The sequence below is a fragment of the Micromonospora sp. CA-248212 genome, from assembly GCF_050948405.1.
Classification (GTDB): domain Bacteria; phylum Actinomycetota; class Actinomycetes; order Mycobacteriales; family Micromonosporaceae; genus Micromonospora.
Map to the genome: position 1 here is coordinate 4858194 of NZ_CP192023.1, position 25302 is coordinate 4883495.

Genomic DNA, 25302 nt, shown 5'->3' on the forward strand with positions numbered 1-25302 from the left:
CGACAAACCCTGCGAGGCTAGGAAGAACCTGACCGGTCGACCGGGTCCGCGGCTGCGGGTGTTTCAGTGAGCCGCAGGGCGAGCAGCACGTCGGGATGCGGGCGGGCGGTTACGCGGTGCGGCTGGTCGACGTCGGGGACCACGTCGGTGACCAGGTCGCGGTCGGCGAGCGCGCTGAGCAGGTCGGCCGGGCCGTTGCCGTGCTGGTCGCCGAAGGGGCGCAGCACGTGCTCGTGGACCAGGCGCAGAACTTCGTGGGCTTCGTGGCCGGTCAGCGGGGCGAGTAGCCGCTGGCTGTCGGTGAACCGGGCGCGGATGTCGTCGGGCACCGCGCCGGGGTGGATCAGGCAGGCGAGGTGCTGGTCGGTGACGGCCAGCCGCATCGGTCCGCCGGCGAGCAGTTCTTGGCCTGCGGTGGTCGCGGTGTGCAGCCGCTCGCGGGTCCAGCCGAGCAGGTCGAGAAGCTGGTCGACGGTGAGGACTCCGTAGCTGAGCAGCAGCGCCAGCAGCAGTTGTGCGTCGCCGGGCGTCGCGGCCGCGGGTGACGCCGGCGCGGTGGTGTCGGTGTCGAGCACGAGGTCGGCGATGCCGAGGTCGAGGACCTCGCCGAGGCGGGCGAGCAGGGCGAGCGAGACGTCGCGGTGGTGCTCGAGGGTTTCGTGCAGGTCGGCCAGGCGTAGCCCGGTCAGCTGCCGGAAGGTGACCTCGGCGATGCCGATCTCGGAGGCCCGGGCTCGGATCAGCGGGTAATTCAGCGTCCAGGTCATGGTGGGGTTCCGTCCTGTCCGTGCAGCGGGGTGCCGACCCACCAGCACTCGGCCCGCCGGTGCCACGGCTGACCGTCGTCGGCGGGTCCGCGTACCGGTAGCGCGATGCCGCACGCCGCGGCGGAGGCGACGAGAAGCCGGAAGTGCTGGCCGACGCCAGCGCGTCGCAGTCATCCGGACGAGCGGGCGCCGCGCAGCTGCTCGAAGGTGCGGGCCGCGGCCAGCAGCGGCCGCGCCGCCGGGGGCACGGTGTAGTCGGCGCGGCTGGTCAGTGGCGCGGAGCGCAGCACGGCGGCCCCGTCAGCGAGGGCGTGGATCGGCCAGGCGCCGACCTCGTCCGGACTCTGGCCGGTGAACAGGGCGACCGCGAGCGCGGCGGCGTGCACCGGGTGGGCGATCGTGGCGCGAATCCGGTCGACGAGCTCCGCGCCGTCGGGCGCACCCGGGCCGCGGCGATCACCGCATGATCCGGCTGCGCGAATCAGCATCAGCCCCGAAACAGCGCCCGCAGCCAGCCGCCGCGCGGCGGCTTCGCAGGGGCTCGGACTTCTAGAATCTCCCCGTCGTCGTAGTGAGAGACGACCTTCACCTGGTATCCGTGCTCGGTCAGCGTCTTCGCGTGCTGACGCATCAACGGCGGCCACACACGGAACGGGTCGTAGTGGAAACCGCCCACGTAGTGCGGGCCGCCGTCCTTCGCGACCTGGATCTCGAAGCCGCCTTCGTAGTGCTCGTCCTCGTGGAAGGCGTCGTAGTCACGCCCGCCGTGGCGTCGCAGCAGAAGGCGAATCCGGTCCGCCTCGAGTTGGGCGTCGCGTTGCTGTTTCTGGCGAACCTTGTCGCTCATGGCGGTGACAGTAACCGAGCAGTAGCACCGTGTGCATCACGCACATCGATGCCGTGCCGGGCCCCGACCGGCCGGGACCGTGCCGAGTCCCCAACCCAGGCACGCCGTCTACGCCGGTCCGGGCGCTTGAGACCGTGATAAGCGGTGCGCTGAACGTTCACAGCACCGTCCCCCGTTCCTGGTCATCGTTGTCGGTGGCGGTCTGGTCCGTCACGGTTCCGGCCGGGGCCTGCCCGGTGACGGCGAGTAGCTCGAACCCGAGGTGTTCGCTCTGGTATCCGTCGTTGAAGGTGAGCCGCCACCAGCCGGCTGTGCCGGCGTGGCGGGTGGCGAGCGTGCGGGTGAGGCCGGCGTATGGCCCCCGCTCGCAGTAGAAAGTGTGGACCATTCCCGCGTGGTCGACGGTGCCGAGGACGACCGCCCCCGGGTCGGCCTGGTCCACGCGGATGGGCGTGAACGCGGGTACGTCGCGTTCCTGCGCCGTGGCGGGAATGTCGCGCACCTCCTCTTCGAGGCCGGGACACTGATCGCGCCACGTTCCGGCGATCCGGTGCTTCGCGTGCGGCTGGGTGTTAATGCACACGGCCTGCGGGAACTCGATGTCGTCGATGCCGTCGTCGTACATGGTTCGCAACTCCTAAAACGTTCGGGTAGCTCCGGTGTCACAGCTAGGAGCCGTCCAGCGAGGGCGTCACCGCAGGGTTGCGAGGGCCGTCGACGCGGAAAGCAAACAGCGCGGGCCTGCCTTCGCACCCGGCCGCCGGTGATCTCGGCAGGTTCGGTGTTTTCAGCGCCGACCGACAATGGGCGCCGGACCCAACGCGGCAAGGCAGTCCGGATCTGTCGGCCCGGCCGGTGACGCTTGGGGTAACGGTGGGCGGACAGGTCGATACGAGTACGCCGCCGCTGGGCCGGTGAGCCCAGCCGCATCAGGTACCGGTGGTTACCCGGATGCCGGACGGTCGTGGCCCCGATGACGGCGAGCGTCATGGTGAGCCACCGGCGCGGAGGTTGGTCCTCGGTGGGAGGTGGTGCGCCGAGAGCTAGTGCGTTGACCACGAACGTTCACCGGGTCGGCGACACACCGGGACATGTCCGCCGGTAGCTGCTGATCAAGGCTCACTCTCAACGCGGTGATGTTGGTTGTTGAGAGTGAGGTGACGGGTTGGCCGAGCCGGTCAGGGCACGGCGGTTGACGCAGGACGAGGGCCGCAAGCTGCAGCAATATCTGCTCTGGCGCAACGCCAACACCCGCCACCCTGACGTCCTGACCGCGCAACGCCGCGAACGAGCCCGCGTCCGCAGCGAACGCCAGCAACACGGGGGACGCCCCCGAGCCAAGGCCGCTTGACCAGTCAGACCCGGTGAACGTTCACGGCCAACACACTAGGGCCAGATGACCGGCCCGTTGCCCGCGCGCACCTGCAGGTCCGCGGTGAGCACCCCGGCCGACCGCAGCGTGCCGAGCACCCGATCCCGTTGCGCGGAGGTCAGCGAAGTCCCCCTGGGATAGACCCGGAACCGTAGGCGCGGCGCCGACGGGCCGCCCGAGGCGGTCACCGCCGTGACGCCGTCGAGCTTCGCGAGCTGGTCCGCCGCGACCAGGACCGGCTCGGTCAGGGCGGCGCCGCCGTTGCTGTCCACCTGCATCTGCTCGGTGGGGTGGGCGCTGAGGGTCAGCCGGTCGGCCGTCATCCCAGCGGCGGCCCCGGCCGCGACGAGGTTCCGGTATACCGCGGTGGCGGCCGGGCGGGCGGCGGCGGCGCCGTCCCACCCCTGGACGGAAACCATGAACTGGGTCGTGGACTGCTGCATCGCCAGCACCCGGTGAAAGCTGCCGGAGTCGATGGTCTGCCCCCACATGTCAGCCTGCCGGTCGAAGGCGTCGCGCGCGGCCGTGCCGTCGTACCACCGCCCGTCGTGCTCGGCGCTCCCGCGCCGCACCACCAGCATCAACGTGAGCGCGCTGACGCCGTCGGCCCGCATCAGCGCCGCCCGCAGCTGTTTCACCGCAGTGGCGACGTTCCCGGTGGCGGGGCGGATCGCCACGTCGGCGTGCACCAGGATCCCGTCCCGAGCCTTGCCGGTCCGGACGTCCAGACTCTCCACCCCGGCCAGGCCCTTGACCGCGGCCAGAACCTGCTTCTTGGCCCCGGCCGCCTTCTCCGCGTCGCTCGTACAGCCGGCCACACCTGCCACGCACAGCGCCAGAGCCGCGCCCACTGCCATCCATCGCCGCACCAGCCCACCGTATCCGGCCCCATCTAGTGTGTTGGCCGTGAACGTTCACCGGGTCTGACTGGTCAAGCGGCCTTGGCTCGGGGGCGTCCCCCGTGTTGCTGGCGTTCGCTGCGGACGCGGGCTCGTTCGCGGCGTTGCGCGGTCAGGACGTCAGGGTGGCGGGTGTTGGCGTTGCGCCAGAGCAGATATTGCTGCAGCTTGCGGGCCGGGACGGTGTGGTTCGGGTGGTTCGAGTTCGCCATCGTGAACATGCGTAGCGGCCCGAACTGCGCCTCGATCGGGTTCGCCCAGGACGCGCTGGTGGGGGTCAGGCACAGCTCGACCTTGTTGCGAGCTGCCCAGGCTCGGATGGCCGGCGTTTTGTTCGTGGACAGGTTGTCCATGATGACTTAGATCGGGGCGCCGTCCGGCCGCGTTTTGCGGATCGATTTCAGCGCGGACAAGGTGTGATCTGCGCCTTTGCGTCGCCGGTTCACTCCCCAGAGCTGGTCGTCGCCGAGGCTGTAGCAGCCGTGGAAGTAGCGGATGCCGTGCGTGCGGTGATACGTCGCGGGCAGCCGCTCCGGGTGCGACTGCGGTGCCCAGCCTCGGCCGTGGTGCGGACGGACCGACAACGGCCCGAACTGGTCGAACGCGAAACAGCGGGCCGGGAACTTGCTCGTCACTTCCTCGATTCGGTCGAGTTTGGCGTCGAAGTCCGGGTCCTTCGATTCCTTCCAGGTGCGGGTCCGCTGCCAGCTGACGTCGTTACGGCGCAGGATCTGCCGCAGCCGTTCCCGGCCGACGATGACCGTCCGGGCGGCCCTTGGCCGTCGCGACGATGAACGCCTCATCGTCGTCACTGATCCGGCGGGGACGGCCTCCCGCCCACTGAGGGTCGAGTGCGCGAAGACCGATCTCGTTGAACGCGTGGATCACGTCGCGGACGGTGTCCTCATGCCCAGCGATCAGCGCAGCGATCGCCGGGACCGGTGTTCCTGACGCCGACGCCATGATGATCAACGCCCGACGCACCCGGACCGAGTCGTGCTTGCCTCTACGGACGAGTTGCTGCAGCTTGCGGCCCTCGTCCTGCGTCAACCGCCGTGCCCTGACCGGCTCGGCCAACCCGTCACCTCACTCTCAACAACCAACATCACCGCGTTGAGAGTGAGCCTTGATCAGCAGCTACCGGCGGACATGTCCCGGTGTGTCGCCGACCCGGTGAACGTTCGTGGTCAACGCACTAGCAGGCGGGCGACGACACCGCGCGCACCACGCTCATTCCCGACGAGCTTGGCGACCGCCCGTGCGTTGAGAACGGTGGCGTTCGGGAGCATGATCAGCGATCGGGGTGTGGCCAGGCCGGTGTAGATCGCCGAACATGCCTGGTAGATCGTGCCGGCGTGCCCGGGGCTGATGGTCACGGGACCGTCGGGCGTATGCTGGATCCGAGGGATGGGGTCGGCGAACGCGACCACTCCGCGTGCTCCGCGTTCGGCCGCCATTCGTAGAGCGGCTGTGGTGAACCACGATTCGCCGTTCGCGGGCACATCACCTAGGACGAGCCGCGCAAGATCCAATGATTCGGTGTAGGGCTCGAGGTCTGGGAACGGGCGGGTCAGGACGTGCTGGTGCACGGGAACGCCGAGGACCAGCACCCCGCACAGGCTGCCGTCGTGTCGGTCGACCATGCCGAACCGCATCCGCGCCGATGGCCAACTGTGGGCGTAATGATGCCGAAGGACGTAGCGTTTCGCCTCGGCTTCGGGTAACTCGACGGTGTGGTAGCGGCGGGCGTTGAAGCCACCGTGGCGGCGGTGGACCCAACTGTGGCGGCCCTGGTGCCACCGCTGGCACCACGCCGTCAGGTGTGGCAGCGCGGTGTCGCTCATCGCGGTCACCGCGGGGTGAACGTGTAGGCACGGTAGGTGTCATAGACCCGGCAGACGGTCTCCGCGATCTCCGTGAGCACGAGGTCCGCCGGACGCGGGCGCTGGTGGAACATGCGTGGGTGGATCTGGTCGGAGGCGACGGTGACCGCGTTGTCGATGCGGACCAGGAGGAGGAACCCACCATCACGGGCCTCACCAACGGTGGTCGGGTGGACGCTGACGTCGCTGATCGGGTCCCGGTAGCGCATTGCGCCGTGGTCGACGCATCGGGCGAGCAGGTCGTGGACGTCGGTGCCGAAGTCACGACTGCCCGGGTCGAGTACCTCCAGGATGCCGTTCAGCTCGGCGATGTCGTCCGGGTGCGCGATGGCGCTGGAGACATCCCCGGCGGCCAGGTGCTGAAACCTGGTGGTGTCGAAGACGGCGACGGGCGGCGCGGGTCGCTGGTCACGCAGGCGGGCACCGTGCCGGTCGGCGGCGGTGGGGTAGGTCATGCCCGGGTGGTAAACGGCGTGGGTCTGCCGGTGGTGGCGGGCGTGGTAGAGGGCGATGTCGGCGGCCCGGAACGGTGTGCCCGGAACGGGTGTCGCGGTTGGCGGGGCCAACCCGATCACGCAGGTCACCTGTAGCGGCTCGGGTGCCCCGTCGATGGTGATGGGTTCGGCGAGGGCTTGCTGGACCGAGGCGGCGGCGTCCAGGAGTTGCGGGCTGGTGGTGGCGTGCGGGAGGAGTAGGACGAACTCGTCGCCGCCGAGACGCCCGGCGAGCCCGTGCAGGGCGGTGGCGACGGTGTGCAGGCGGGCAGCGACGGCGGACAGGAGGTCGTCGCCGGTGTCGTTGACGTCCTTGAACAGGGTCAAATCGAGGAGCAGGACCCCGGGCGGGGTGCCGGCGATGGTCATGTCGCGGTGGGCGTCGTGCAGGCCGCGCCGTCCGGCGATGCCGGTGAGGTAGTCCCGGCCGGCGGTCGCGGCGATGGTCGCGATACGCGTGTGCAGGTGCCGCAGTTTGAGGCCGACAGCGACGGCTTGGAGGACTTCGGCGGTGGCGATGGCCGCGATGACGGCGATGGCGGTAGCGGACATGAGGGGTCTCCCAGAAACGCAAAAAGCCCGCCATCAGGCGGGCTGAGGAACAGCGATCGGGACGCGGCGAACCGCGACGGATCTTCGTGGTGCCGAATGGGCTATGGCGCTCCGGCGGACGGGCCAGTCACACGGCTTGCGAGTCGCGCTGCGGACCTTCGAGGTCATCGGGTAATCAGTTCCCGTACGCCGCGCAAAGACGGTAATCAGAGTGAAGGGGCCGTGACGACAAGGCTCGTCAGGCCGCTGCTGCCTCACGTGGCACGGCTCCGGCGGCACTGCTGGTGGCTGTTATCCGCGACTGCTGGCGCAGCTTTTGGCGAAGCCATGCTTCCTGCTGGTCGATCGACGAGCCTTCCAGGGCTTCGTAGTGCACGCCGCTGTCGGTCATCTCGATCGGCGGCAGTTGGGCGAGTGTCCACATGCGGGCGTAGAGGCCAGCGGCGCTGGTGTGCAGCGGTGCCCGCAGGCTGGTTTCGCACAGGGCGATGCAGCACTCAGCGGCGGTGCCCGATCGGGTGTCTTCCCGCCTTGCTACCCGGTCGAGCAGTTCCCGGCAATGCGACCGGTACACAGCCTCCGAACGGCTCATCAGGTCGTGTGTCGGCGTGAGCAGCAGGAAACTGTCCCAGATACGGTCGGCGGCGTAGCGGTGTCTGCGTCGCGCCGCTTCGATCTCTTCCTCCGCCCATTCCATCGCCTGGAACAGCGGAGTGAGCAGGTCTTGCAACTCGTTGATATCGGGCAGGAACACGGATTCCTCCTGTGAGGGCTGTGATTCGAGGGGTGTTCGCGAGGCCGGGAGGTGGTGACCGGTCCGGGGCGCAGGGCACTGTCACCGCGCGGCCGGCAGGCCGCTCTCCTCCGGGGGGAAGGACGGGCGAGGTGGGAGGCATCGTTGGCCTGCCACCTTTGGGAGGCGCGCGGGATGCGCGTGGTGGTCAGCCGGTGGTGATCTGGATTGCCTGGTACACCCCGCCGGGTCCGACGACCCCAGCGTCGAAGGTCGCGTACGCGTGTGGGTTCGCCGCGAAGACCACCTCGAACCCGCGGTCGGCGGCGTCTCGGTGCGATGCGGCCCGGACAAGGAACTCCGGCACCTGCCGGCTGTGCCAACGGCCCTCATCCCACGACGCGGTACCGGTGATCTGAAACAACGGCTGCTCCGAGTTGTCGGGGACAACCGGCGGGTCGATGGCCGCGATGACATCGGCGGCGAGGATGACCAACCGGGCGCTGCCACCGGCGATCAACCGGTGACAGCCCGCCGACCATGCGGACGTGATGGGGCCCGGTACCGCGCAGACGATCCGACCGGTCTGGGCCGCGGCCTGGGCGGTCAGCAACGCCCGGCTGGTGACCCTGGCCTCGACGACCACCGTGGCCCTGGTGATCGAGCCGAGGAGCCGCTCCTGCACCGCCCACCGCGCCCGACTTCGCGGGCATCCCGGCGGGAACGCGGTGACCACCGCACCGTGCTCCGCAACATCCTGGAGCAGCGCGGCCAACTCGGCAGGGTGGGGCTGGTCCAGGCCATTGGCCGCGACCAGCAGCACGGGGCGTCCGGCGGCACGCGCGGCCAGCGCGGCGTGAGCGTCGATACCAGCGGCGGCGCCGGCCGTGACGGTCCAGCCGTAGGTCGCGAGGGCGTAGGCCATGTCGGTCGCGGCCTGCTTGCCGTACGCCGTCCCACCCGCCGCGCCGGTGACCGTGATCGCCTCGCGCAGCAGACCGGCGACGTCAGCATCACCTATCACCCACAAGCACGGCAGCAGATCGCAGCCGGTGCCAGCCGGCCAACCAGGGTCACCGGGCACCAACTGCGTGACCCCGGCCTGTCGCGCCTGATCGAGCAGAAGCCCACCGAGGGTGAGGAGATCGGTCGGCAGATCACGGCCGGCGTCCGAGATCGTGGCTGACTCCGCCGGGAAGACCCACCCGTCTGTTGGTAGACCATGGGCTTCGGCGGTCCCGTGCAGGTCTTCGGGCAGGGCACCGCCCACGTACAGCGACAGCGCCGCTCGAACGCTTCGGAAAACGTGATCATCGGTGGACATCGCTCGGCTCCCAACGTTCGGGTGATCCCGGCGACCGCCGTTGGGCGTGCCGTCGGGATGGGGACGAGCACGACAGGCCCGGCCGGGCGCCGCCGGGGTCAAGCCAGACCGGCAGCCCCCGCGCCGAGGATCTGTGGCCGAGCGAAGCGCCCCGGCGCGGCGCAGCAAGCCGGGCGGCCCAGATCCGAACGTGGGGCGTCGGCGGGCGGCTTGACGACGGCACGACCGGCCGGGACCGTGCCGAATCCCCATCACAGGCACGCTGCAAGAGGCGATTCGCGGACCCCTAGGTACCCCTCTGGAGAATCGAAGCCGCGACTCCGCGGGAAACACGTCAGGGCTCGTCCCAGCCCCACCGTGGCGCGGCTACCGCACGTCGTTTCAGGATGGTCTCGATTGATCACGCACGATGTTGGCGCGGATTCGGGCAAGGCGTTCGAGGATCTGTTCCTTGGGCGCACCGCTCGTGACCTCAGCACTCACGTCGTCGACGAGTGCGAGGGTCTGGCGCCGGGTGCGCTCCAGAAGGTCGAGCGCCTGCTTGTTGTAGACCTCTAGCAGTTCGCGTTGCCGGTCGGCGACCAGTGCCCGCACGTAGGCCGCCATCGCCTGGCCGCCCGGGGCCTCCATGGTCTCCAGCGCCGCGCCGTAGAAGAGCCGGGGATCGGAGCCTTCCAGCGCGGCGTCACCGACCAGCCAGTTGCGCCATTCCTCGGGATCGCGAACCTCAACGCCAGCGGTCACCGTGACGGTCTCGTTCCGCTGGGCGTCCAGGGCAAGGAGCGCCAGGGGCGCGACATCGAGCGCGTATGCCAGCACGATCACGTCATTGACGGAGACTCCGCGACGGCGGGTCTCCAGACTTGTCAGGAAGTCGCGAGTGATGTGCGCAGCGCCAATCTCCTTGCACCGGTCGGCCAGCTTCTGGGCCGTCAGGCCCCGGCGTTTGCGTAGTTGCTGTACCCGGTAGCTGACCACATCGCGTACCGAAAGCTGCCCGTCTGCCGTCACCTGATACCGCCTGCCCGACTTGCCAATGTGTGATCTTCACACATCATAGCCAGTCTGTTGACGCAAAATGCGGTTGGCCTGCACAGTTCTCGTCACCCGTACCGAGGCTGACCCAAGGGCCTCCCGGGGCTTGGACGGGAAGGACGTGATCGTGATGCAAGACATCGGCCGGCTGCCCGAGGTCACCGACTTGTGGACCCATAGGAAGACCGCCTGGTTCCTCAAGGTCACACCCGGCACCCTCTACGTCTGGGTCAGCAAGGGCATCGGCCCGCGCTCGTACAAGCTCAACGGCAGCCGCCGCTACGACCCGCGCGACGTTCAAGAGTTTCTGCGCGAGCGCTACGCGCGGGCAATCGAAGGGCGGGGCACTGATGCGGCCGCGTGACAAGATCGCGATGCCGTCAACACCGCCATCCCACGCGCTGATGCATCGAGGGCTGCTGTCGCCCAACGGTTCTGTGGACCCTGGCCGAGCGGATGGGGACCTGCGCGGACACCTGGCAGCTCGCCAGCCGCTGCCTCTGGTTGAGCTGTTCAGCGGGTCTCGCGACCGGACGAGCTTCACGGCCACGTCGTCGATAGATGACCGCGGGACGCTGACGGACCGGGCAGCGGTCAAGGAACTCGGCTGGGCTCCCGGGACAACGGTGTCAATCTCGACACTCCCGGAAGCGGGGATCGTCATCATCCGCCGTAGCGGGTCAGACGCGGTTTCTGGACGAGGTCACCTTCGCCTCCCCGCACGGGTGCGTCACCGGCTACGCCTGAGCGCAGGCGACCGGCTGCTGCTTCTTGCCTTGGTCCATGACGACATCCTCCTGGCCTACCTCGCCTCGGCGATCGACCGAATGGTCACCGCGCTCCACGCAGGCATCACCGAACAGGAAACACGATGAGCACCAACCCGCCTTCATCGGGCGAGCTCGACGCCGCCCGCCTTCTTCTGGACCGGCTTGGTGTGACGGCCGAACAGCTGCTGAGCACACCAGGCCCTGAAGTGGCGATGCCGACGTTCGACACGTTCATCGATCGCGCGTCTGCGGCTATTAGCGTCGGAGCGTTGAAGGTCTACCAGCCGTACTTCAAGAAGATCCGCAAGGAGTGGGGCCAGCGGCTCATAGACGAGCCAACCGGCCTGGAGATCCAGCGGTTCGCCGAGCAGGCGCGCAGTCAAGCCGTAGTACGGCGTAACGCCCGAGGCGGCAGAGTTGCCGGCGAGCACATGATCGGCGCATTCCGCTGCCTGTACCGCCTCGCTGTAGCTGATGAACTCATAGATGAGAACAAAAATCCTGCGGCAAAGGCAGTCAAGCCACGAAGGCTGAGCAACTCACGCCGCGCACTGCTGGACCACCAGCTGATGCAGATCAACGAGATCGCTGTCACCACCGGAAACGACCACGATCTCGACGGCTTGCTCATCAGGCTGCACGTGGAAACCGCATGCCGCCGAGGAGGCGCTCTGTCCATGCGGCGCTACGATCTCGACCCCGATCAGTGCCTGGTCCGGCTACGGGAGAAAGACGAAACCGAACGCTGGCAACCGATCTCACCAACACTGATGCGTCACCTCCTCGCGCACTGGCAGCAACGCGGCGATGGCGATCCACACAGCACCGGCCAACTGCTGCGCTACCGACACGGCCGGCCCATCAGCTACCGCCGCTACGACCACCTTTGGAAGCGGATCGGCGAGAACCTGCCATGGGTCACCGCCCAACAGGTGAGCACCCATTGGCTGCGCTACACCACCCTCACCTGGGTCGAGCGGGCCTTCGGGTACGCCGTCGCACGCGCCTATGCCGGGCACAACAACCGGGCCGACAACGGGAGCACCGCCACCTACGTCCGGGCCGAACTCTACGAAGTGGTCCTAGCGCTGACGGTGCTAACCGGAGAACCGCACCCGCTGTTGCCCGTCGAACATGCGGTTGCTCTCACGCGATGAACTATTGCCGGAGCAGCGGCCTGAGATACGCAACGACTGTCGCAACGCGGGTGGTCAGCGAGCGACGGCAGAGTTGATTAGCTCCCGTGCGCTCGCGGAAAGGAATTTGCCGCCGACCCGGGTAGCCACGTCTGTGGCTTCCGCAGCCAGACCCTACTCGGTGGCGGTCACCTGCTCGGAGCCATCGGGACTGTCGACGGCTGCAAGCAGCCATACCGTCTGGTCCGGCCCGACCTGGGCGAGCTGCCGATCGGACTGTGGCAGTGTCCGCTCAGGGTACGCCGCTTGGCGCGTTCGGCGGTTGCCGCGAGGGCGGTGAGCGGGTGGTTGAGCCGGGCGATGAGTTCGGTGGTCGCGGTGTCCGGCGGTGCGGGTGGTGATCACGATCGTGCCGGCGCCGACAGCGGGCAGCATGTCCTCGACCGGCAGCACGGCGGCGATCCGGGCTGCCTGGCCGATGCGGTGCAGCCCGGGAGCTGGACCGGGCATAGCTCGCCGGGGAGGTCACGATCGCCGTGCGCTGCCTCAAGCACCTCCCCGGCGATGTCGCCCTGCCCGAAGGTCTGATCATCGCCGCGTATCTGCCGCGCGAGGACGTACACGATGCGGTCGTGTCCCGCCATATGCCTCGACGACCTGCCCACCGACGCGATCGTGGCGACCAACTCTCCGCGTCGCCGCGCCCAGCTCACCGCAGGGTGGCCACATCTGCGCGTCACCGCCGTAAGCGGGGACGCCAACACCCGGCTGCGCAAGCTCGACGGCCGCGAGTGCGGCGCGATGATCCCCGCCGTCGCCGGGGACAAACGCGCCCATGCCGCCGATCGCGCCAAGCTCACCGGTCGCCACTGGCCGTCATCGGCACCAACCGGGCTCCTCCAACCTCTCGCATCTCGGCGCGCCGATCGGGACGATGTCCGCACCCACGGTGGGTTCGCCAACCGGATGTACCGGCTCGACACCGATCAGGGGTCGTTCGCGGTGAAGGAGGTAAACCCCGTCGACCGCCGCTGGGCCCACCACGTCGAGGACGTGTGGTCCCGCCTTCCCCTATCTGGGGTAGGTAGGACGAGGCGGCGACCTGACAGTGGGCGCCGCTGACAGCGCGGGCGCGCAGACGCGTAAGCTCAGGCCGATCGAGGGCTATGGAGGGTCGGCTCATCGCCAACCGGCCGGTGTAGTGGCAAGGCAGCCGCAGACGATGGGGACGACCCGATGCCGGACTATGACTTGAACCGCCTCGGGTCACGAGCCTTCGAGCAGATGATCGTGGCGTTGGGGCGTCTCGAGATCGGGCCGGGTGTCCGGGTTTTCGGCGATGGACCTGATGGCGGTCGTGAAGCAACTTTCGACGGGACGATCAACTGGTCGGCCACGTCAGCGGGCGTGAGCGACCAGGCCGATGCTTGGACCGGCTACACGGTGCTGCAGTCGAAGTTTCAGATCAAGCCGAAGGCGGAGCCGCGTGACAACGCGCTCTGGCTCCAAGGTGAGATCAGCCGCGAGATCGCTAGCTGGGTCAAGGCCGCCAAGGGCCGCACCCGATCACGCCTGCCCGACTATCTGATCTTCGTCACCAACATCGATCTGTCCCCGGTCGCCAAGACGGGTGGCATTGACACGCTGCACACATTCGTGAGCGGGAAGCTGAAGGAAAAAGAGACTGTCAAGGCGGGCCTGCGCGTCAAGGGCTTCATGATCTGGCACGCGGAGCAGGTTCGGTCGATGATCGATGCCCACCAGGATGTGCGCTGGGCATACCCGGGACTTCTCACCGTGGGTGACGTCTTAGCGTTGCTCGGATCCGACAACATGCCGCTCGGCAGCATGGATCTGAGGGACCCGCTGCGCGAGGAGATGTTGCGCTCGCTCAAGCTCGACCGGTATATCCGCCTTGGCCAGGCTGGCGGCCCCGGCGACGCAACCCTTTGGCTCGATGAGATCGCGATCGATGTACCGGCCCGCCTCGACGGGGATGAGGGCACGTCGTTAAGGGCAGTGCGTCACATTCTGGATCTTGGCGAGACTAATCTTCGCCAGCGGCAGGCCGACCGAATCGAACGTCCGAACGTGGTCATCGTGGGTGGTCCGGGCCAGGGCAAGTCGACGCTCAGCCAGCTCATTGCGCAGGCATATCGCGTTGCGATGCTCACCGAGGTTAGCCTCGGACCGAGCACCGATGAGGTCGTCAAGGGCACTGCCGCAGCGCTTGATCGGCTTGGACTCGCGGCTCCCAGGAACCGTCGATGGCCTGTCAGGGTGGATCTCGCGAAGTACGCGGAGGAGCTGAGCACCGGCAGTGAGACGACGCTGCTTCGGTGGATCTCAAAAATGATCCAGAAGCGGACTGAGCAAGACATCCAGCCTGGCCACCTCCGGGAGTGGCTGAAAGCGTGGCCCTGGGCGCTTATCCTCGACGGTCTTGACGAAGTACCCTCGGCTGCCGCGCGGCGGATGCTTTATCAGCAGATCGAGAACCTGCTTACCACCGCAGAAGACTTGGACGCCGACCTGCTGGTTGTAATCACCACCCGTCCCACCGGCTACGACGAACGGTTCGCTCCGGACCGTTATCAGCATCTGTACCTGCAGCGTTTGTCTGCCAGGGAGGCAGCCGAGTTTTCATTGCAGATCACCAACAAGCGATTTGTTAACGATGATGAAATGCGCGTCAAGGTCGCCGACCGGATGGCAGAGGCGTCGCGGGACCCAGTCTCCGCCAGGTTGATGGAGACACCTCTTCAGGTGACGATCATGTCGTTCATCGTGGAGAAGTACCCGAACCTTCCACCCGACCGGTTCACCCTGTTCAATCTCTACTACTCGACGATGTGTGATCGAGAGGGGGGCAAAGAGATTGCGATCGCCCGATTCATTGTAGAGAACCGTCCGCGCATCGACCGCCTCCACGAACAGGTCGGGCTCGTCCTGCAGGCCGAATCCGAGGTGGCCGAGGGAGCAGAAGCCTCGATGCAGCCCGAAGATCTCCGGAAGCTGGCCCGGCAACAGTTGCTGGAGCGCGGCTTCGCCGCCCGTGACGCCGAAAGTATCGCCGAGCAACTCGTGGATGCGGCGACGAGGAGGCTCGTCCTACTTACCCCACGTGACGGTGGCGTGGGTTTCGAGATCCGGAGTCTGCAAGAGCTTATGGCGGCGCGTGCGCTCACTGAAGGTGAAGACAGTGACGTGCTCGGCCGGCTCCGCCTTGTTGGACACAGTCCGCATTGGCGCAACACCTGGTTGCTGGCCGCCGGGCACCTACTGCTAACGTCGGAACGATTCGAGAAGTTGATCATCAGGCTCCTGCGTGACCTCGATAACGAGCCGCGTCGGTTCGGTGGGCGGTATCCGACGGCGCCCTTGCTGGCGGCGGACATCATCGCAGACAACCTTGCGGTCGCCCGGCCGAACTTTGAAAGAGCCCTCGTTCAGCGAGTGTTCGCCATTCTCAACCGTCCGCCAGTGGTCGGGCTCGACCAGATAGCCAAGGCGGTCTCGAGCTTGGCTCGGACCCGCCATCGGGAAACGATCTACGACCTGCTGAAGTCCGCGGCCCCCGGTAGCGCGGCTAGCAGGGCAGCAGCAAGCCTTGTTTTGCGGCGTATGCAGTCGATGACCGGCAGCCGCGAGCCGCAGGTCGGCATCCGTCTGGCCATGGAGAAGATCAACCTGTCGGCCATCGAGGAGCGAGCTGTCTCGGAGTGGCTGAAGATCTACATGAACGATGCTGCCCGGAGCCCGAGCACCCGTAGAGGCAAAGACGTGGTTGATCATTTGGCTAGATTGGCGGAAGCCACTGGGCTTGACGGGTCCATGCTCGAAACTTTGCGCGATGGCCTGACCGTCGTAGCTGGATCGATCTTCGAGCCCGTCGACGACGGACACTCCAGCATCGCGGTTTTGTTGAAAGCGAGGGCCGGCGACCCGACGGCCCTGGTCAACGCGCTGGAAAACGAGGATATCTCGGTCTCACTCGACCTCGCCCTAGATACCCTTCCCTCCTCTCACTGGGCAGTCGAGGAATTGCTTGGGTGGGCCGTGAAACCGGCACTGGACCGGCTGCCTGTCGGACCAGAGGTCGTGGAGCTTGTACGAAACGCAAAGACTGAGGAATCGACACTCGATGACATCTAACTTCCTCGTGCCTGGCGAGCGTGGCGCGAAGCGGGTGTCCTCGACGTTCCATGTCACCTGTTTCGCATCGCAGGGAAGCGCTATTTGCGCACCACCGACGACGGAGATGCCAGCGACGGTTCCGCGACGGACAAGCCCTCGCCTGGGTGGGTGAGCGCGAGTTCGAGTTCCGCCCGCCCCATCGGGACGCCGCCTGATCCGCTCACGCCGCGGACAAGTCGTGAACGGACAGGTACACACCATGTTTCCGAAACGCGGCCGGCGCCCATGCCAGCACGTCGGCCTGGTGGATGGCCAGTTCGGCTGGGAACCACGCCGGGCGCAGCACACGTGCGTCGACCCATGCAGGCGGAGCAAGATCCGCCTGGGCGAGCAGGTGCTCCGCGAGCGCCGCGAGCAGCGCGTCCCAACGCGCATCCCCAATTGGCCCAGGCTCATCCCTCAATAGACCGGCTCTGGTCTCGGCCGGTTCCCAGCGGTACTCCTCCAAGAACTCCCACACCAGCTTCCAGCGGATTCGGTCGGTGTCCGCGGACGCCAGATGGGTGGCCAACCTGGTCAGGCTCATCGGTTCGTATCTGGTACCCACCGGTCGAGCCTCACCTTCAAACCAACGGCATCTGTGGTTACAGGTAATCGCGGGTGCCGCCGGCGAACACCCAACGGTCAGGCGGCGGCGCGAGTGCATGTTTCAGCCGGGGCCTCACAAACCTTTGATTACCGGTGGTATTCGGCTACTGCGGTGGCTTATTCGATAGCGGCGTCTTCCACGCGGGTTTTGGCTGCTGCGGGACCGCTGTGCCAGACACCAGGAATCATTGCGCGGTCTTCGTAACCGAATTCGATGACGTGGATGTGACTCCAATCCGCTCGCGCAGGCAGTGGCGGTAGGGAGTTGTCCGCGATGATCATTTGGATTCGCTGGCTTGCGGCGTTGGTGACGTTCGCGATTCGATCGTAGATGCGCTGGCTAAGTTCGACGTCGGTAGGGCTTCGACCTATGGCGTTCTGGGGCGAGTCGATGATGAGCAGCGACGGCACGGTGACGTTAGGGTCGTCGAGCGCGGTGGTTATCAGGGCGATGTTGTAGGCGACGTGGACGGCCGTGGCGACACCTCCGCCGGAAGCTTGGATCTCGTGGAAGGCGGCTCCGTCGATCCGAGGCAGATAGTCTTCGGTATCGATGTGGGCTTCTTGCACTCCGGGGACTCCGATGAGCTGGATTTCTCGCTGGAAGGCCGTGTCGAAGCGGGCGACTCGCGCTCTGGCTTCGGTCATGGCCTGCTTGCGTCGCTTGATGTCCGCACGAACTGTCTTGCGTTGGTCCTCGTCGGTGCGTAGCCGTTGTTCGATGTCCTTGAACCGCTCCCAAGTGTTGGTCATGTCGTCCAGTCGGGCCAGGCGCGCCAGCATGGTGGCATGCTGACCGCTGAGAGCCGCGGTCTGGGTGAGCAGCGGCGCGGTACGGCTTCGGGTGAGTTCATCGAGACGTTGTCGAACCGCGTGCAGATGCAGCCGTGCGGTGCTCGCCAGTTCAGCGGCTCGGGTTGCGGCGTTTTCGTCTTCGTCGAGCAGTTGTCGGGTCTCAGCGATCTGGTTCTCGAAGCGGAGCCGGGTCTCGTCATCGACGGCGGAGGCTGCCACGGAGACGGGTTCCGGTTGGCGGCAAAGCCGGCACTGGTCATCGGCGAGAGTCTGGTGATCAAGATTTTGCAGGCAGCGGGGACAGACCTCGAACTCAAGCGCCCCGAGGATATGACCGGCAACGTGAGCTTGTTGAGCGCGAAGATAGTCCAGTTCCAGTTGCGCCAGCGCGGCGCGGCGTGCCGCGGCGGCTTCGGCTCGCCGGGCGGCGTCGGCCTGTAGCTGGCGTTCCTGGCTGGCGGTCTGGTCGAGTTCGGCGAACAGTACGTCGGTGGCGGGCCCGGGGCTTGACGATTGCGAGGCTAGGGCTTGCAGTCCTGCATTGATCTCATTGAGTCGGACTAGGATTACGCGTCGGTCTTCGTCGATTTTGTCCTCGGGTGGCGTCTCGGTCTGTCCGAGGAAGTTGCGTACCGCGGTCACCTCGGCTTTGTGTGCGGCGATGGCGCTGTTCAGCGTGCCTTCGCGGCGCTGCAAGGCGGCGAGGTCAGCGTCGTTGAGTCCGAACATGAACTCGAACAGCGCTCGACGCGGTCGGTCGGTGTAGGTCTCCGTGTGCCCGGCGATGGACCGGTCGATGTCGACTGCTTCGACATACAGGTAGGCCATGAGGTTCTGGAAGGTGACCGCTACGGTGTCAGCGGTGGCGCCGCGCCGTCGGGTCGGGATTCGTTCGCGCGGGATTCCGAGTCGTTCCAGGAGCCGGTCTGAGATCGTCTCCTGGCCTTCGCGGCTTCGGACGGGCAGCTGCGCCTCGATGTCACGGGTGTACGGGTCGAGAATCTCAACGATGCCTGATGGATCGGGCACCCTTCGCGCGAGCATCAGGCGGGTGTCTTCGACCTGGAGATCGAGGACGATCCTGGTCACGTTGGCGCGCACTGCTGGGGTGAGTGCGGCGCGACCGCCGGTCGCGTGTTTGATCAACATGAGCAGGCTGGACTTGCCCGTGCCCACCGAGCCGATGAGGGCTGTCAGCGGACGATCGAGGTCGAACCTGCGGCTTGTTTGGGTGGTGACCACCTCGACGGCTCGGATGCGCAGGCGCCTGGTCATGCGGTTGCCTGGGCGGTGTCGGCTTCCAGGCGGCGGATCGCAGGTCGCAGGAGTGCGTCGAGCTGTGGGGCGGACATGTTGAGCCGTCGGTGGAGAAACTCGGCGCGAAGGTGGGTGGGGTTCCACTGTGCTGTGTTGGACAGCTGCTTGGCCGCCTCTCGGCCGGCGGGGGTGGTGATGACCTCGAGAATGCGTCCGGGCACAACGTTGAGAAGTTGCTTGCCGATGAGGGAGCCGATGATGAGGGTGTAGCGGTCGGTCCATAACCCGTAGCGTGTCGCGGCGAAGTTGATGTCCGTTGCCCGGCGCTCGGCTGGCAGCGGTTTCGCTGAGCTTGGCCACTGCGCTTCGTCGGTCAGGTTGATGTATTGCAGGACGGGCGGGAAGCGCAGCAGGTAATCGAGTCGGGATATGCGGGCGAGGCTTCGCAGGCCGCGGCTGCGGCCGGAGAAGGCGGCGATGAGGAGGAGCACCCGGGCTTGGTGGAAGGCTGCCTCGGCGGCGATGGCCCGGGCTGCTGCCTGCTGCCGTGCGGCTAGCAGACGAGTGCGTGCCCCGCGGTCAGTCATGCACCTGCTCCTGCTGAGTGTCACTGCTGGTTGGCGGGAGGAAGTCGAAGATGCACTGGTCGCTCAGTTCGAACGACACGCCCAGGGCGTGCTGATCGTTGATGCGCAGCGGGGGCCGCTGGCGGAAGGACGACACACGGACGGTGTCGCGCAGTTGGCGGAAAAACGTCCGCCCGTAGGGGGTGGTGCCTGCCGCGAGAGCGGCGTCTTGGGCGTCGAGAACCAGTTCCAGCACTTCGGCTTCGATCTGCGCGAGGACTCCCGCATCTCCGGGCAGGTCGGGTAGGCGCGATCGATGAGTGCTGTACCAGGCGGACCGGAGTCGTTCGGCGAGATGGACGGCGCTGGCACTGAGCTGCCCGTCTGCCATTTTGCGGCGTAGTTGGGATCCGCCGGGCGCCGGGAGCGGGGCGTCCTGGGGTGGGAACAAGGGCACATCGCCGCCGTAGATGATGGCTGTGTCCAGTGCCTTGGCATCGAGCAATCGTGCTGCGAGCCGTTCATCTCGTTCCATGCCGTTGGGCCACACCGCCATGCCGACCACTTGGCGGGCGAGGTCCAGACGGCGTTTGCCGAACGTCCGGACGGTTTTCTCAACGATCGTCATGACCGCGTCGTGGATATGCTGGCCGTCGTGTGTGTCCCAGCCTTTCGCGCGACACAGCGGCAGAGCCACCTCGATGATGGTGCTTGCGGCTATGTCGTCGCGGTGTGACACCGGCACGAAGGTCAGCATCGGTATGAATCGCGCTACCAGCTGTACGAGCGGATCGGTGTCGAGCAGGTGTTCGGGACGCGCTGGTGGTTGACCTGTTGGCATGGCGGACGTTCGTTTGCGCTGCGACACCATGAGAAATTGTCGGGCGAGTTTCTTCGACCAGGCTAGGAGTAGGGCAGCGTCTGGTTGCGTGGCTTCGCATATGCCTGCCAGTTCCGCGGATTGACCTGGTCCGTTAGTCAGGCCGGCATTGGTCAGGTGTAGAGCACGGATGGGGCGCCCAGACGCAGCCACCGCGACCCATCGGTCGAACAGGTGTGTGAGACCGCCGTCGTCGCAGAGGTCAGCGACGGACCACGTCCCGCGGTTGCGGCTCCGATGCTTGACTGATGCGAGGTCAACCTGGCCGTCGGCGAAGAGCACCATGAAGTCTTCATGGTGCTCGCAGACCACTGCGATCGGGCCGTCAGGCTCGAACAAGCCGTAGCTCCAGCGGGCGATGACTTCGCACTGGAAGCGGAAGTTGGCTTGTGCTTCTGCGCCGTCGTCTTCTGGGGCGTCCGGCAGCTCCAGGACAAGGGGCAGGGCCTCCTGTCGCTCGCTCAACATAGCCACCTCCAAGACGACGCAGCGCAGCGTAGTCTTTCGACTTCGCAGCGCTGTGTTCTTCGTACCGGAAGCCGGGCATGGCGTAAAGACCTAGATCGGGCCGTTCGCATCAGCAGACGGGTGCTTGTTGCGACCTTGCGAGCCAAAGGGGTTTAGCCAGTCATGGCACAGCCCGCAAGCGTCCTAGGAAATTAGGTACCTGGCGGGCCTTCTGAACGTCTGGGGGCCGGGGTCAGGTGCGATGGCTGGTTGGCCCTCCCTTGCTGCACCCGACCGCATCCTTCGGGCAGCGGGCCTCGCTGCTCGCCGTCCGTCCTGGAGCCGCTTCGCCCAGCACCGCTCCTGGCAATCAGCCGCTACCTACGCACGTCTATGTTCTGGCACAGTGATTCGGGTGAGCGCGGCAGAGTTGATCAGTCGGCTTCTTCAGGCCAAGGCGCATCTCGACCGGGCTCGGGAACTGATACGAGCTGCCGGCTCCGAGCTTCACCAAGCGCGGGCGTTGATCCAGGCGGCGCTGCAGGGCGCCGCCGATCACAGCACTGCCGCGATGGTGGACCGCAGCTCACAGCAGCTCGATGGAGCGGGCATAACGGTCGGTCAGCGGGCAAGGTCGAGGAGATCCTCACGCGGGCGCGTGGGCTGGACGGTCTGGGAAACTGACTGCGGGTGGCGACGGGAACCGTCGACCACCCGCGCATGTTGACCCGCCGCAGGCGGTCCTTCGGGCAGCCGCGAGTCTGGCACGTCGCAGCGAACCGCACGACAAGACCGAGGCGTTCCTGCTCGTCGACGGGGCGATCATGCGCGATCCTGACCTCTCGGCGGAGCCAGACGGTCGGTTGCGCAGCCGGCAGATCCGGGCAGGCAGGCTTCCCGCCGCCGGCGTCGGACTCAAGCCGCCGCTGGCTCAGGCCATCGTGATGGACCACGCCGAGGCGCAGGCCGCAGCCGTGCTGCGCCGTTCCGGCAGCCCATCAGAGGCCACGCTCGTGCTCAATCACACCCCCTGCGACGATCCGATCAGACCCCTGGTCTGCGAAAAGATCCTCGCCACGATCCTGCCGCAAGGAACACGCCTGACGGTATTCCTCACCGACGGCGACCGCACATGGCTCCATAAGCTGTACGTCGGAACAGGAGAAGGGATCCGGCGATGAGCATCGACATCACCTGGGGACGCGGGGACGGCGCCGCGTCGGTCAGCACCGTCGCCGAACTCAACGCCACGCTGGACACCATCAGCCACATCCCCGCCGATCGGCTGCCCTACTGCGTCACCCTCATCGCTTCCGGCGGAGGCGAGTTCCCTGTCATGCTCGACATCTGCGTCGGGCACGCTGAACGGTCGTTCGTCTATCACGTCGCTGCCGACGGCAGCAGCGCTTGGGGATACCAGCCAGACCTCGAACCGGGGCCCGCGTTCACCTTCGACTACGCCGGCACGCCTACCGACGCGTGGCCCGAACGCACCCGCGTCACCAACGCGACCGCGCGGCACGCGGCACGACAGTTCCTCACCAGCCGTGGGCAGCGACCCCCCGCGCTGGCCTGGGAAACTGTCGAATAGCTTCGAGCCTGGACGGCTCCCGAGGCAAGTGCCGCAGCCAAGCGCCTCACCCGGAGCACCGCACGCGGTTCCCCGCCCCTTACTCGGTTGTAGGTGAGACGGCGTAGGTCGTCTGCGACCACCGCAAGCCTCGATGGCGAACTCTCAGGCTTCTAGCTACGAGAACCTGTCTCACCAGCGGACGGCGAGAGCAGCACGACGACGTCATGCAGTCCAGGCCCGGTCATCTCAGCGGGCGCGATGATGCGCCGCAGAGACTCGTCGTGAATCGCATCCTTGATCATCTCTTCGGCTACTCAGTACGAGGTGTCGCCGGCGGTCAACACTTGCGGACAGTTTTCGGGGCAGGCCCAGTGACCTTCAGCGGAAGCTGTAGAGGTGGTGAAGCCAAAGGTGAGGGCGCCCTGCTATAGGCGGCCCTCACCCTTGCTCTGCCCCTTCAGCTGACAGGACCCTGCCTGGGTTCGTGATGACCCTGAGATACAAGTGGATGCGGTTCACCGGTAAGGACTGACAGTGCTGCGGCCACTTCGACGATGTCGGCCTTCGTGTAGACGATGGTGGCCCCGACATCGCCGGTGTCCTTCTCCGCGTGACCCGCATACTTTCGTGCCACCGCGTAGCCGAAGTGACGCTCCACCCACCGCAGGATGGTGTGGCGCAGCCAGTGGGCGCTGATGCACTGGACCGCTACCCACGGCAGATACTTACCGAGCCGCACCCACAAGCCGTCATAGCGCCTGTAGGTCAACGGTTTCCCTGTGCGGTACCTCAGCAGCGGAGCTGTGCTGCGCGGGTTCCCGTCTCCCCGCTCGTCCCAGTGCGACAGCAGGTGGCTCATCATCGACGGGGAGACCGGCTGCCAGCGGGTGGTGAAACCCTTCTCCCGCAATAACACCAGGCACTGCTCCACGTCCAGGTCGCAGCGGCGGATATTCAAGGCACCGGCCCGGCGGCAGGCAGTCTCGGTATGCAAGCGCAGAAGGAGACTGTCCAGGGCGGGATCGTTGCCGGTGGTCGAAGCGACCCGGTTGATGTCGGTCAAGCGATCATCGGGCAACGCGGAACGGGTACTCGCGGTCCGTTTCGGCTTCGTGACCCGGGCAGCGGCATTCTCGGCCTGCGTGATCACCCCGTCGTTCACGGCGAACTTGTAGAGGCATCGGATCGCGGCGACGTAATTCTCCTCTGCCCCGGCACCACCCCGCCCGTTGCGCCGCACGACCCGTCCGCTGCGGATCTTCTTGCCCAGCGAGATCAGATCCAGGGTTGTCGGCTCGGTCAGCCGCTTGCCTGGCCACGTCTCCACCAGCCGATCCCAATAGGTGCCATAGGTTTTCAGGGTTCCCGGCGTCACCGCCTCCTTGACCTTCGGCACGTACTCGGTGAACGTCGGCACCGGCGGCCGACTCTCCGCCGCCGCAACATCAAGATCCGCAGGCGTCAGTCCCAGCCCGGCGAGAAGCACCAATGCCGCCTGGATCTCGGGACGACCACTGGTGGCCGTAGCTCCCGTCATGACGCATCACTCGGGAAGACCTCGGCATAGGCGCGCGAGATCATGGCATCAACCGACGCCGGAGGATGAATCACCAGACGCTCTTCATCCGGATCAGCCACCAGCAGGACGCGGGCACCGGCCTCCAACCCACACCAATGCCGAAGGGTAGACGGAATCCGCAGATGCCCTGTCGAAGTGAGCTGGTACCGCCCGCCTTCATCCGCTCTGACGACAAGCAGACCGGACAACTCGGTCAGCGAAAGGACAGTGGCGGGCTCCCAGCCCAGATGACCCAGCACATACTGCGCCCAGATCTTGCCGCGATCATCGACAGCAGCCATTCCATACAGCGACGAGCGCACACGGATGGGCGCCAGACCCGCTGGTGTTACCCGCACCCGATCCAGGTTCGCGGTGGCGACCCGGCGCGCCGACACGGCATCGATCTTGGGTGGGATGAGAGAAGAGACGAGACCGGCAGTCACGATGACCACCGCCTGGACAACGCCGCACGGATCGAAGAAGTTAACGATCCGACGACCCGCCAGAAGCGGGCTGACCTGCTGGAAAGTGGTGGTGAACTCACCACATTTTTGTGTCCGAGGGGCTACACGACCTATTGCCCCACTGCCGTTAACGCTCAACGGCACTCTGACGCTCACGCGAGCCTAGCTGCAGTGGTGGCCGCTTCGGATCCGCCGAAGAGTCCACCAGCCTGAAGGGCCAGGTCAGAACGCTTCCCGTGGGATCGGTGTCTCGAATGGCGGAACTGCGGCGGACTCCAAGCAAGCTCACCCACAACGCTCCACATCGATCCGCAGCACACCTAAAGACGTGACCTTAGGCGAACCGAGACGTCGGCCGGCGCCAGCCATCGCGGGAGCAGCAACGCCTGACCACTTCGACATCTACTGGGAGGTCACACCGCACCGCTCCATCTCCATCACCGCAGGTTAAAGCGCCTCGTCTCTGTCCGGCATCGGTGAGCACTTCGGGCGCGGAGACCTCTTCGCCAACCTGCACCCAATCTGCTCCCAGTTGCAAGGCCAGGCCAACCAATGGCTCCTTACCGCCTTGACCTGCGCACACTTCCCTGCCAGGCGACATAGAGCGTTGTCGACCGCCCCGCAGAACCGCGGAGCACTCTGCGGGAACAGGACGCCGCACCCACTCTGACCTGCGAAAACGTGGAGCCGCAGGTAGCGGTGGGCGCAGTTGAGGGCCGTTCGACGCCGTTGGGCGCAGTTCAAGGCCGTTCAGGGCACCCTGTTGCTCCCAATCTGCTCCCCCGACCGGAGCTGGCACGGGGCTGCTGGCGGTCGACCACGGCCATCCTCGTCCAGCACGGCCGTGGATCCTACAGCGGGCCCGGAACCTGCTCGTGGACCTGGGCGGCCGGGCTGACCGGTTCAAGGTGTTGATCCGCGACCGGACCGGACAGTTCACCGCCCCCTTCGACGCGGACGCCGAGATTCTCCTCATTTGCCCGCTCGTGACCGTCGGTCAGCAGGTCGTTGCCGGGCAGGTCATCGGCTGCGTGGGGTCTTCCGGCCACAGCAGCGGACCGCATCTGCTCTTCGAGGTGGACCTCGACGGAGACCGCAGCGAAGGCGGAGCCGTTGACCCGGTGCTGTACCTCCCCGTGCGCGGATTTGATCTCGCCTGAGG

The 25302-nt window shown here is 66.6% G+C and carries 25 protein-coding genes and 2 pseudogenes; 9 read left to right on the top strand and 18 right to left on the bottom strand.

Translation table 11 applies throughout. The annotated features are described in order from the left end of the window. Positions 1-17 precede the first annotated feature (17 nt). The 4 genes from ACQP03_RS22805 to ACQP03_RS22820 form a co-directional block, all read right to left on the bottom strand. Positions 18-767 carry a hypothetical protein gene (locus tag ACQP03_RS22805; protein WP_357171023.1) on the bottom strand — a complete coding sequence of 250 codons (750 nt, stop codon included), beginning with the start codon at positions 765-767 and terminating at the stop codon, positions 18-20. A 170-nt stretch (positions 768-937) separates the two neighbouring features. Continuing rightward, positions 938-1255, bottom strand: a complete 318-nt coding sequence (locus tag ACQP03_RS22810) for a hypothetical protein (RefSeq protein WP_357171021.1) — start codon at positions 1253-1255, stop codon at positions 938-940. Continuing rightward, positions 1255-1614 (bottom strand): hypothetical protein, encoded by a 360-nt coding sequence (locus ACQP03_RS22815; RefSeq protein WP_357171019.1) that lies wholly within the window; start codon positions 1612-1614, stop codon positions 1255-1257. Before ACQP03_RS22815 ends, ACQP03_RS22810 begins: the two co-directional genes overlap by 1 nt. Before the next feature lie 157 nt (positions 1615-1771). Further along, positions 1772-2239: a hypothetical protein gene (locus ACQP03_RS22820; RefSeq protein WP_357171017.1), complete on the bottom strand. Its 468-nt coding sequence runs from the start codon at positions 2237-2239 to the stop codon at positions 1772-1774. Between the two features lie 585 nt (positions 2240-2824). Between ACQP03_RS22820 and ACQP03_RS22825 the strand changes: the two are divergent. Next, positions 2825-2965 (top strand): annotated as a pseudogene (locus tag ACQP03_RS22825) (IS630 family transposase); the annotation flags it as partial. 35 nt (positions 2966-3000) lie between these two features. Here the strand turns inward: ACQP03_RS22825 and ACQP03_RS22830 are convergent. The 7 genes and pseudogenes from ACQP03_RS22830 to ACQP03_RS22860 form a co-directional block, all read right to left on the bottom strand. Next, the gene (locus ACQP03_RS22830) at positions 3001-3855 is read right to left on the bottom strand and encodes a hypothetical protein (RefSeq protein ID WP_357171015.1); all 855 of its coding nucleotides are present in this window, start codon (positions 3853-3855) and stop codon (positions 3001-3003) included. 62 nt (positions 3856-3917) lie between these two features. Further along, positions 3918-4962, bottom strand: a pseudogene (locus ACQP03_RS22835) (IS630 family transposase). A gap of 110 nt (positions 4963-5072) precedes the next feature. Further along, positions 5073-5729 (bottom strand): hypothetical protein, encoded by a 657-nt coding sequence (locus ACQP03_RS22840; protein ID WP_357171013.1) that lies wholly within the window; start codon positions 5727-5729, stop codon positions 5073-5075. Positions 5730-5734: 5 nt separating this feature from the next. Continuing rightward, the gene (locus ACQP03_RS22845) at positions 5735-6814 is read right to left on the bottom strand and encodes a GGDEF domain-containing protein (RefSeq protein WP_357171011.1); all 1080 of its coding nucleotides are present in this window, start codon (positions 6812-6814) and stop codon (positions 5735-5737) included. 238 nt (positions 6815-7052) lie between these two features. After that, complete coding sequence (locus tag ACQP03_RS22850) at positions 7053-7568, bottom strand: hypothetical protein (RefSeq protein ID WP_357171009.1); 516 nt, start codon at positions 7566-7568, stop codon at positions 7053-7055. Positions 7569-7755: 187 nt separating this feature from the next. Further along, complete coding sequence (locus tag ACQP03_RS22855; protein ID WP_433458316.1) at positions 7756-9123, bottom strand: DNA-processing protein DprA; 1368 nt, start codon at positions 9121-9123, stop codon at positions 7756-7758. A gap of 129 nt (positions 9124-9252) precedes the next feature. Continuing rightward, positions 9253-9882 (bottom strand): helix-turn-helix transcriptional regulator, encoded by a 630-nt coding sequence (locus ACQP03_RS22860; RefSeq protein WP_357171005.1) that lies wholly within the window; start codon positions 9880-9882, stop codon positions 9253-9255. A 154-nt stretch (positions 9883-10036) separates the two neighbouring features. On the opposite strand from ACQP03_RS22860, the gene ACQP03_RS22865 reads away from it, so the two are divergent. From ACQP03_RS22865 to ACQP03_RS22875, 3 genes are read left to right on the top strand one after another with little or no spacing between them, the layout of a single operon-like run. Then, positions 10037-10270 carry a helix-turn-helix transcriptional regulator gene (locus tag ACQP03_RS22865; protein WP_357171234.1) on the top strand — a complete coding sequence of 78 codons (234 nt, stop codon included), beginning with the start codon at positions 10037-10039 and terminating at the stop codon, positions 10268-10270. Further along, on the top strand, positions 10257-10781 hold the full coding sequence (locus ACQP03_RS22870; protein WP_357171003.1) for a hypothetical protein: 525 nt from the start codon (positions 10257-10259) through the stop codon (positions 10779-10781). Before ACQP03_RS22865 ends, ACQP03_RS22870 begins: the two co-directional genes overlap by 14 nt. Then, positions 10778-11833 carry a tyrosine-type recombinase/integrase gene (locus tag ACQP03_RS22875; protein WP_357171001.1) on the top strand — a complete coding sequence of 352 codons (1056 nt, stop codon included), beginning with the start codon at positions 10778-10780 and terminating at the stop codon, positions 11831-11833. The genes ACQP03_RS22870 and ACQP03_RS22875 overlap by 4 nt, the downstream gene beginning before the upstream one ends. A 153-nt stretch (positions 11834-11986) precedes the next feature. On the opposite strand, the gene ACQP03_RS22880 is transcribed toward ACQP03_RS22875, so the two are convergent. Further along, on the bottom strand, positions 11987-12322 hold the full coding sequence (locus ACQP03_RS22880) for a hypothetical protein (RefSeq protein WP_357170999.1): 336 nt from the start codon (positions 12320-12322) through the stop codon (positions 11987-11989). 114 nt (positions 12323-12436) lie between these two features. On the opposite strand from ACQP03_RS22880, the gene ACQP03_RS22885 reads away from it, so the two are divergent. Next, positions 12437-12934, top strand: a complete 498-nt coding sequence (locus tag ACQP03_RS22885; protein WP_433458319.1) for a hypothetical protein — start codon at positions 12437-12439, stop codon at positions 12932-12934. A 114-nt stretch (positions 12935-13048) separates the two neighbouring features. Further along, the gene (locus tag ACQP03_RS22890) at positions 13049-15967 is read left to right on the top strand and encodes an NACHT domain-containing protein (RefSeq protein ID WP_433458321.1); all 2919 of its coding nucleotides are present in this window, start codon (positions 13049-13051) and stop codon (positions 15965-15967) included. Positions 15968-16169: 202 nt separating this feature from the next. Here the strand turns inward: ACQP03_RS22890 and ACQP03_RS22895 are convergent, their stop codons facing one another. The 4 genes from ACQP03_RS22895 to ACQP03_RS22910 all read right to left on the bottom strand — a co-directional run bounded on the left by ACQP03_RS22895 (position 16170) and on the right by ACQP03_RS22910 (position 20563). After that, positions 16170-16535 (bottom strand): hypothetical protein, encoded by a 366-nt coding sequence (locus tag ACQP03_RS22895; RefSeq protein ID WP_433458323.1) that lies wholly within the window; start codon positions 16533-16535, stop codon positions 16170-16172. A 179-nt stretch (positions 16536-16714) separates the two neighbouring features. Then, a complete protein-coding gene (locus ACQP03_RS22900; protein WP_357170993.1) occupies positions 16715-18667 on the bottom strand; it encodes a hypothetical protein in 1953 nt (650 codons plus the stop codon). Then, positions 18664-19236 (bottom strand): hypothetical protein, encoded by a 573-nt coding sequence (locus tag ACQP03_RS22905; RefSeq protein WP_357170991.1) that lies wholly within the window; start codon positions 19234-19236, stop codon positions 18664-18666. The genes ACQP03_RS22900 and ACQP03_RS22905 overlap by 4 nt, the downstream gene beginning before the upstream one ends. Next, complete coding sequence (locus ACQP03_RS22910; protein ID WP_433458325.1) at positions 19229-20563, bottom strand: hypothetical protein; 1335 nt, start codon at positions 20561-20563, stop codon at positions 19229-19231. Before ACQP03_RS22910 ends, ACQP03_RS22905 begins: the two co-directional genes overlap by 8 nt. Positions 20564-21366: 803 nt before the next feature. Between ACQP03_RS22910 and ACQP03_RS22915 the strand changes: the two genes are divergently transcribed. Continuing rightward, the gene (locus tag ACQP03_RS22915) at positions 21367-21723 is read left to right on the top strand and encodes a DddA-like double-stranded DNA deaminase toxin (RefSeq protein WP_357170987.1); all 357 of its coding nucleotides are present in this window, start codon (positions 21367-21369) and stop codon (positions 21721-21723) included. Then, a complete protein-coding gene (locus tag ACQP03_RS22920) occupies positions 21720-22133 on the top strand; it encodes an Imm1 family immunity protein (protein WP_357170985.1) in 414 nt (137 codons plus the stop codon). The genes ACQP03_RS22915 and ACQP03_RS22920 overlap by 4 nt, the downstream gene beginning before the upstream one ends. A 439-nt stretch (positions 22134-22572) precedes the next feature. Here the strand turns inward: ACQP03_RS22920 and ACQP03_RS22925 are convergent, their stop codons facing one another. Together ACQP03_RS22925 and ACQP03_RS22930 are read right to left on the bottom strand one after the other, a co-directional pair. After that, positions 22573-23652 (bottom strand): site-specific integrase, encoded by a 1080-nt coding sequence (locus ACQP03_RS22925; RefSeq protein WP_357170983.1) that lies wholly within the window; start codon positions 23650-23652, stop codon positions 22573-22575. Then, the gene (locus ACQP03_RS22930) at positions 23649-24296 is read right to left on the bottom strand and encodes a hypothetical protein (RefSeq protein ID WP_433458328.1); all 648 of its coding nucleotides are present in this window, start codon (positions 24294-24296) and stop codon (positions 23649-23651) included. Before ACQP03_RS22930 ends, ACQP03_RS22925 begins: the two co-directional genes overlap by 4 nt. 719 nt (positions 24297-25015) lie before the next feature. Here ACQP03_RS22930 and ACQP03_RS22935 point away from each other — a divergent pair. Next, the gene (locus ACQP03_RS22935; RefSeq protein WP_433458330.1) at positions 25016-25300 is read left to right on the top strand and encodes a M23 family metallopeptidase; all 285 of its coding nucleotides are present in this window, start codon (positions 25016-25018) and stop codon (positions 25298-25300) included. The last annotated feature ends 2 nt before the right edge of the window (positions 25301-25302 follow it).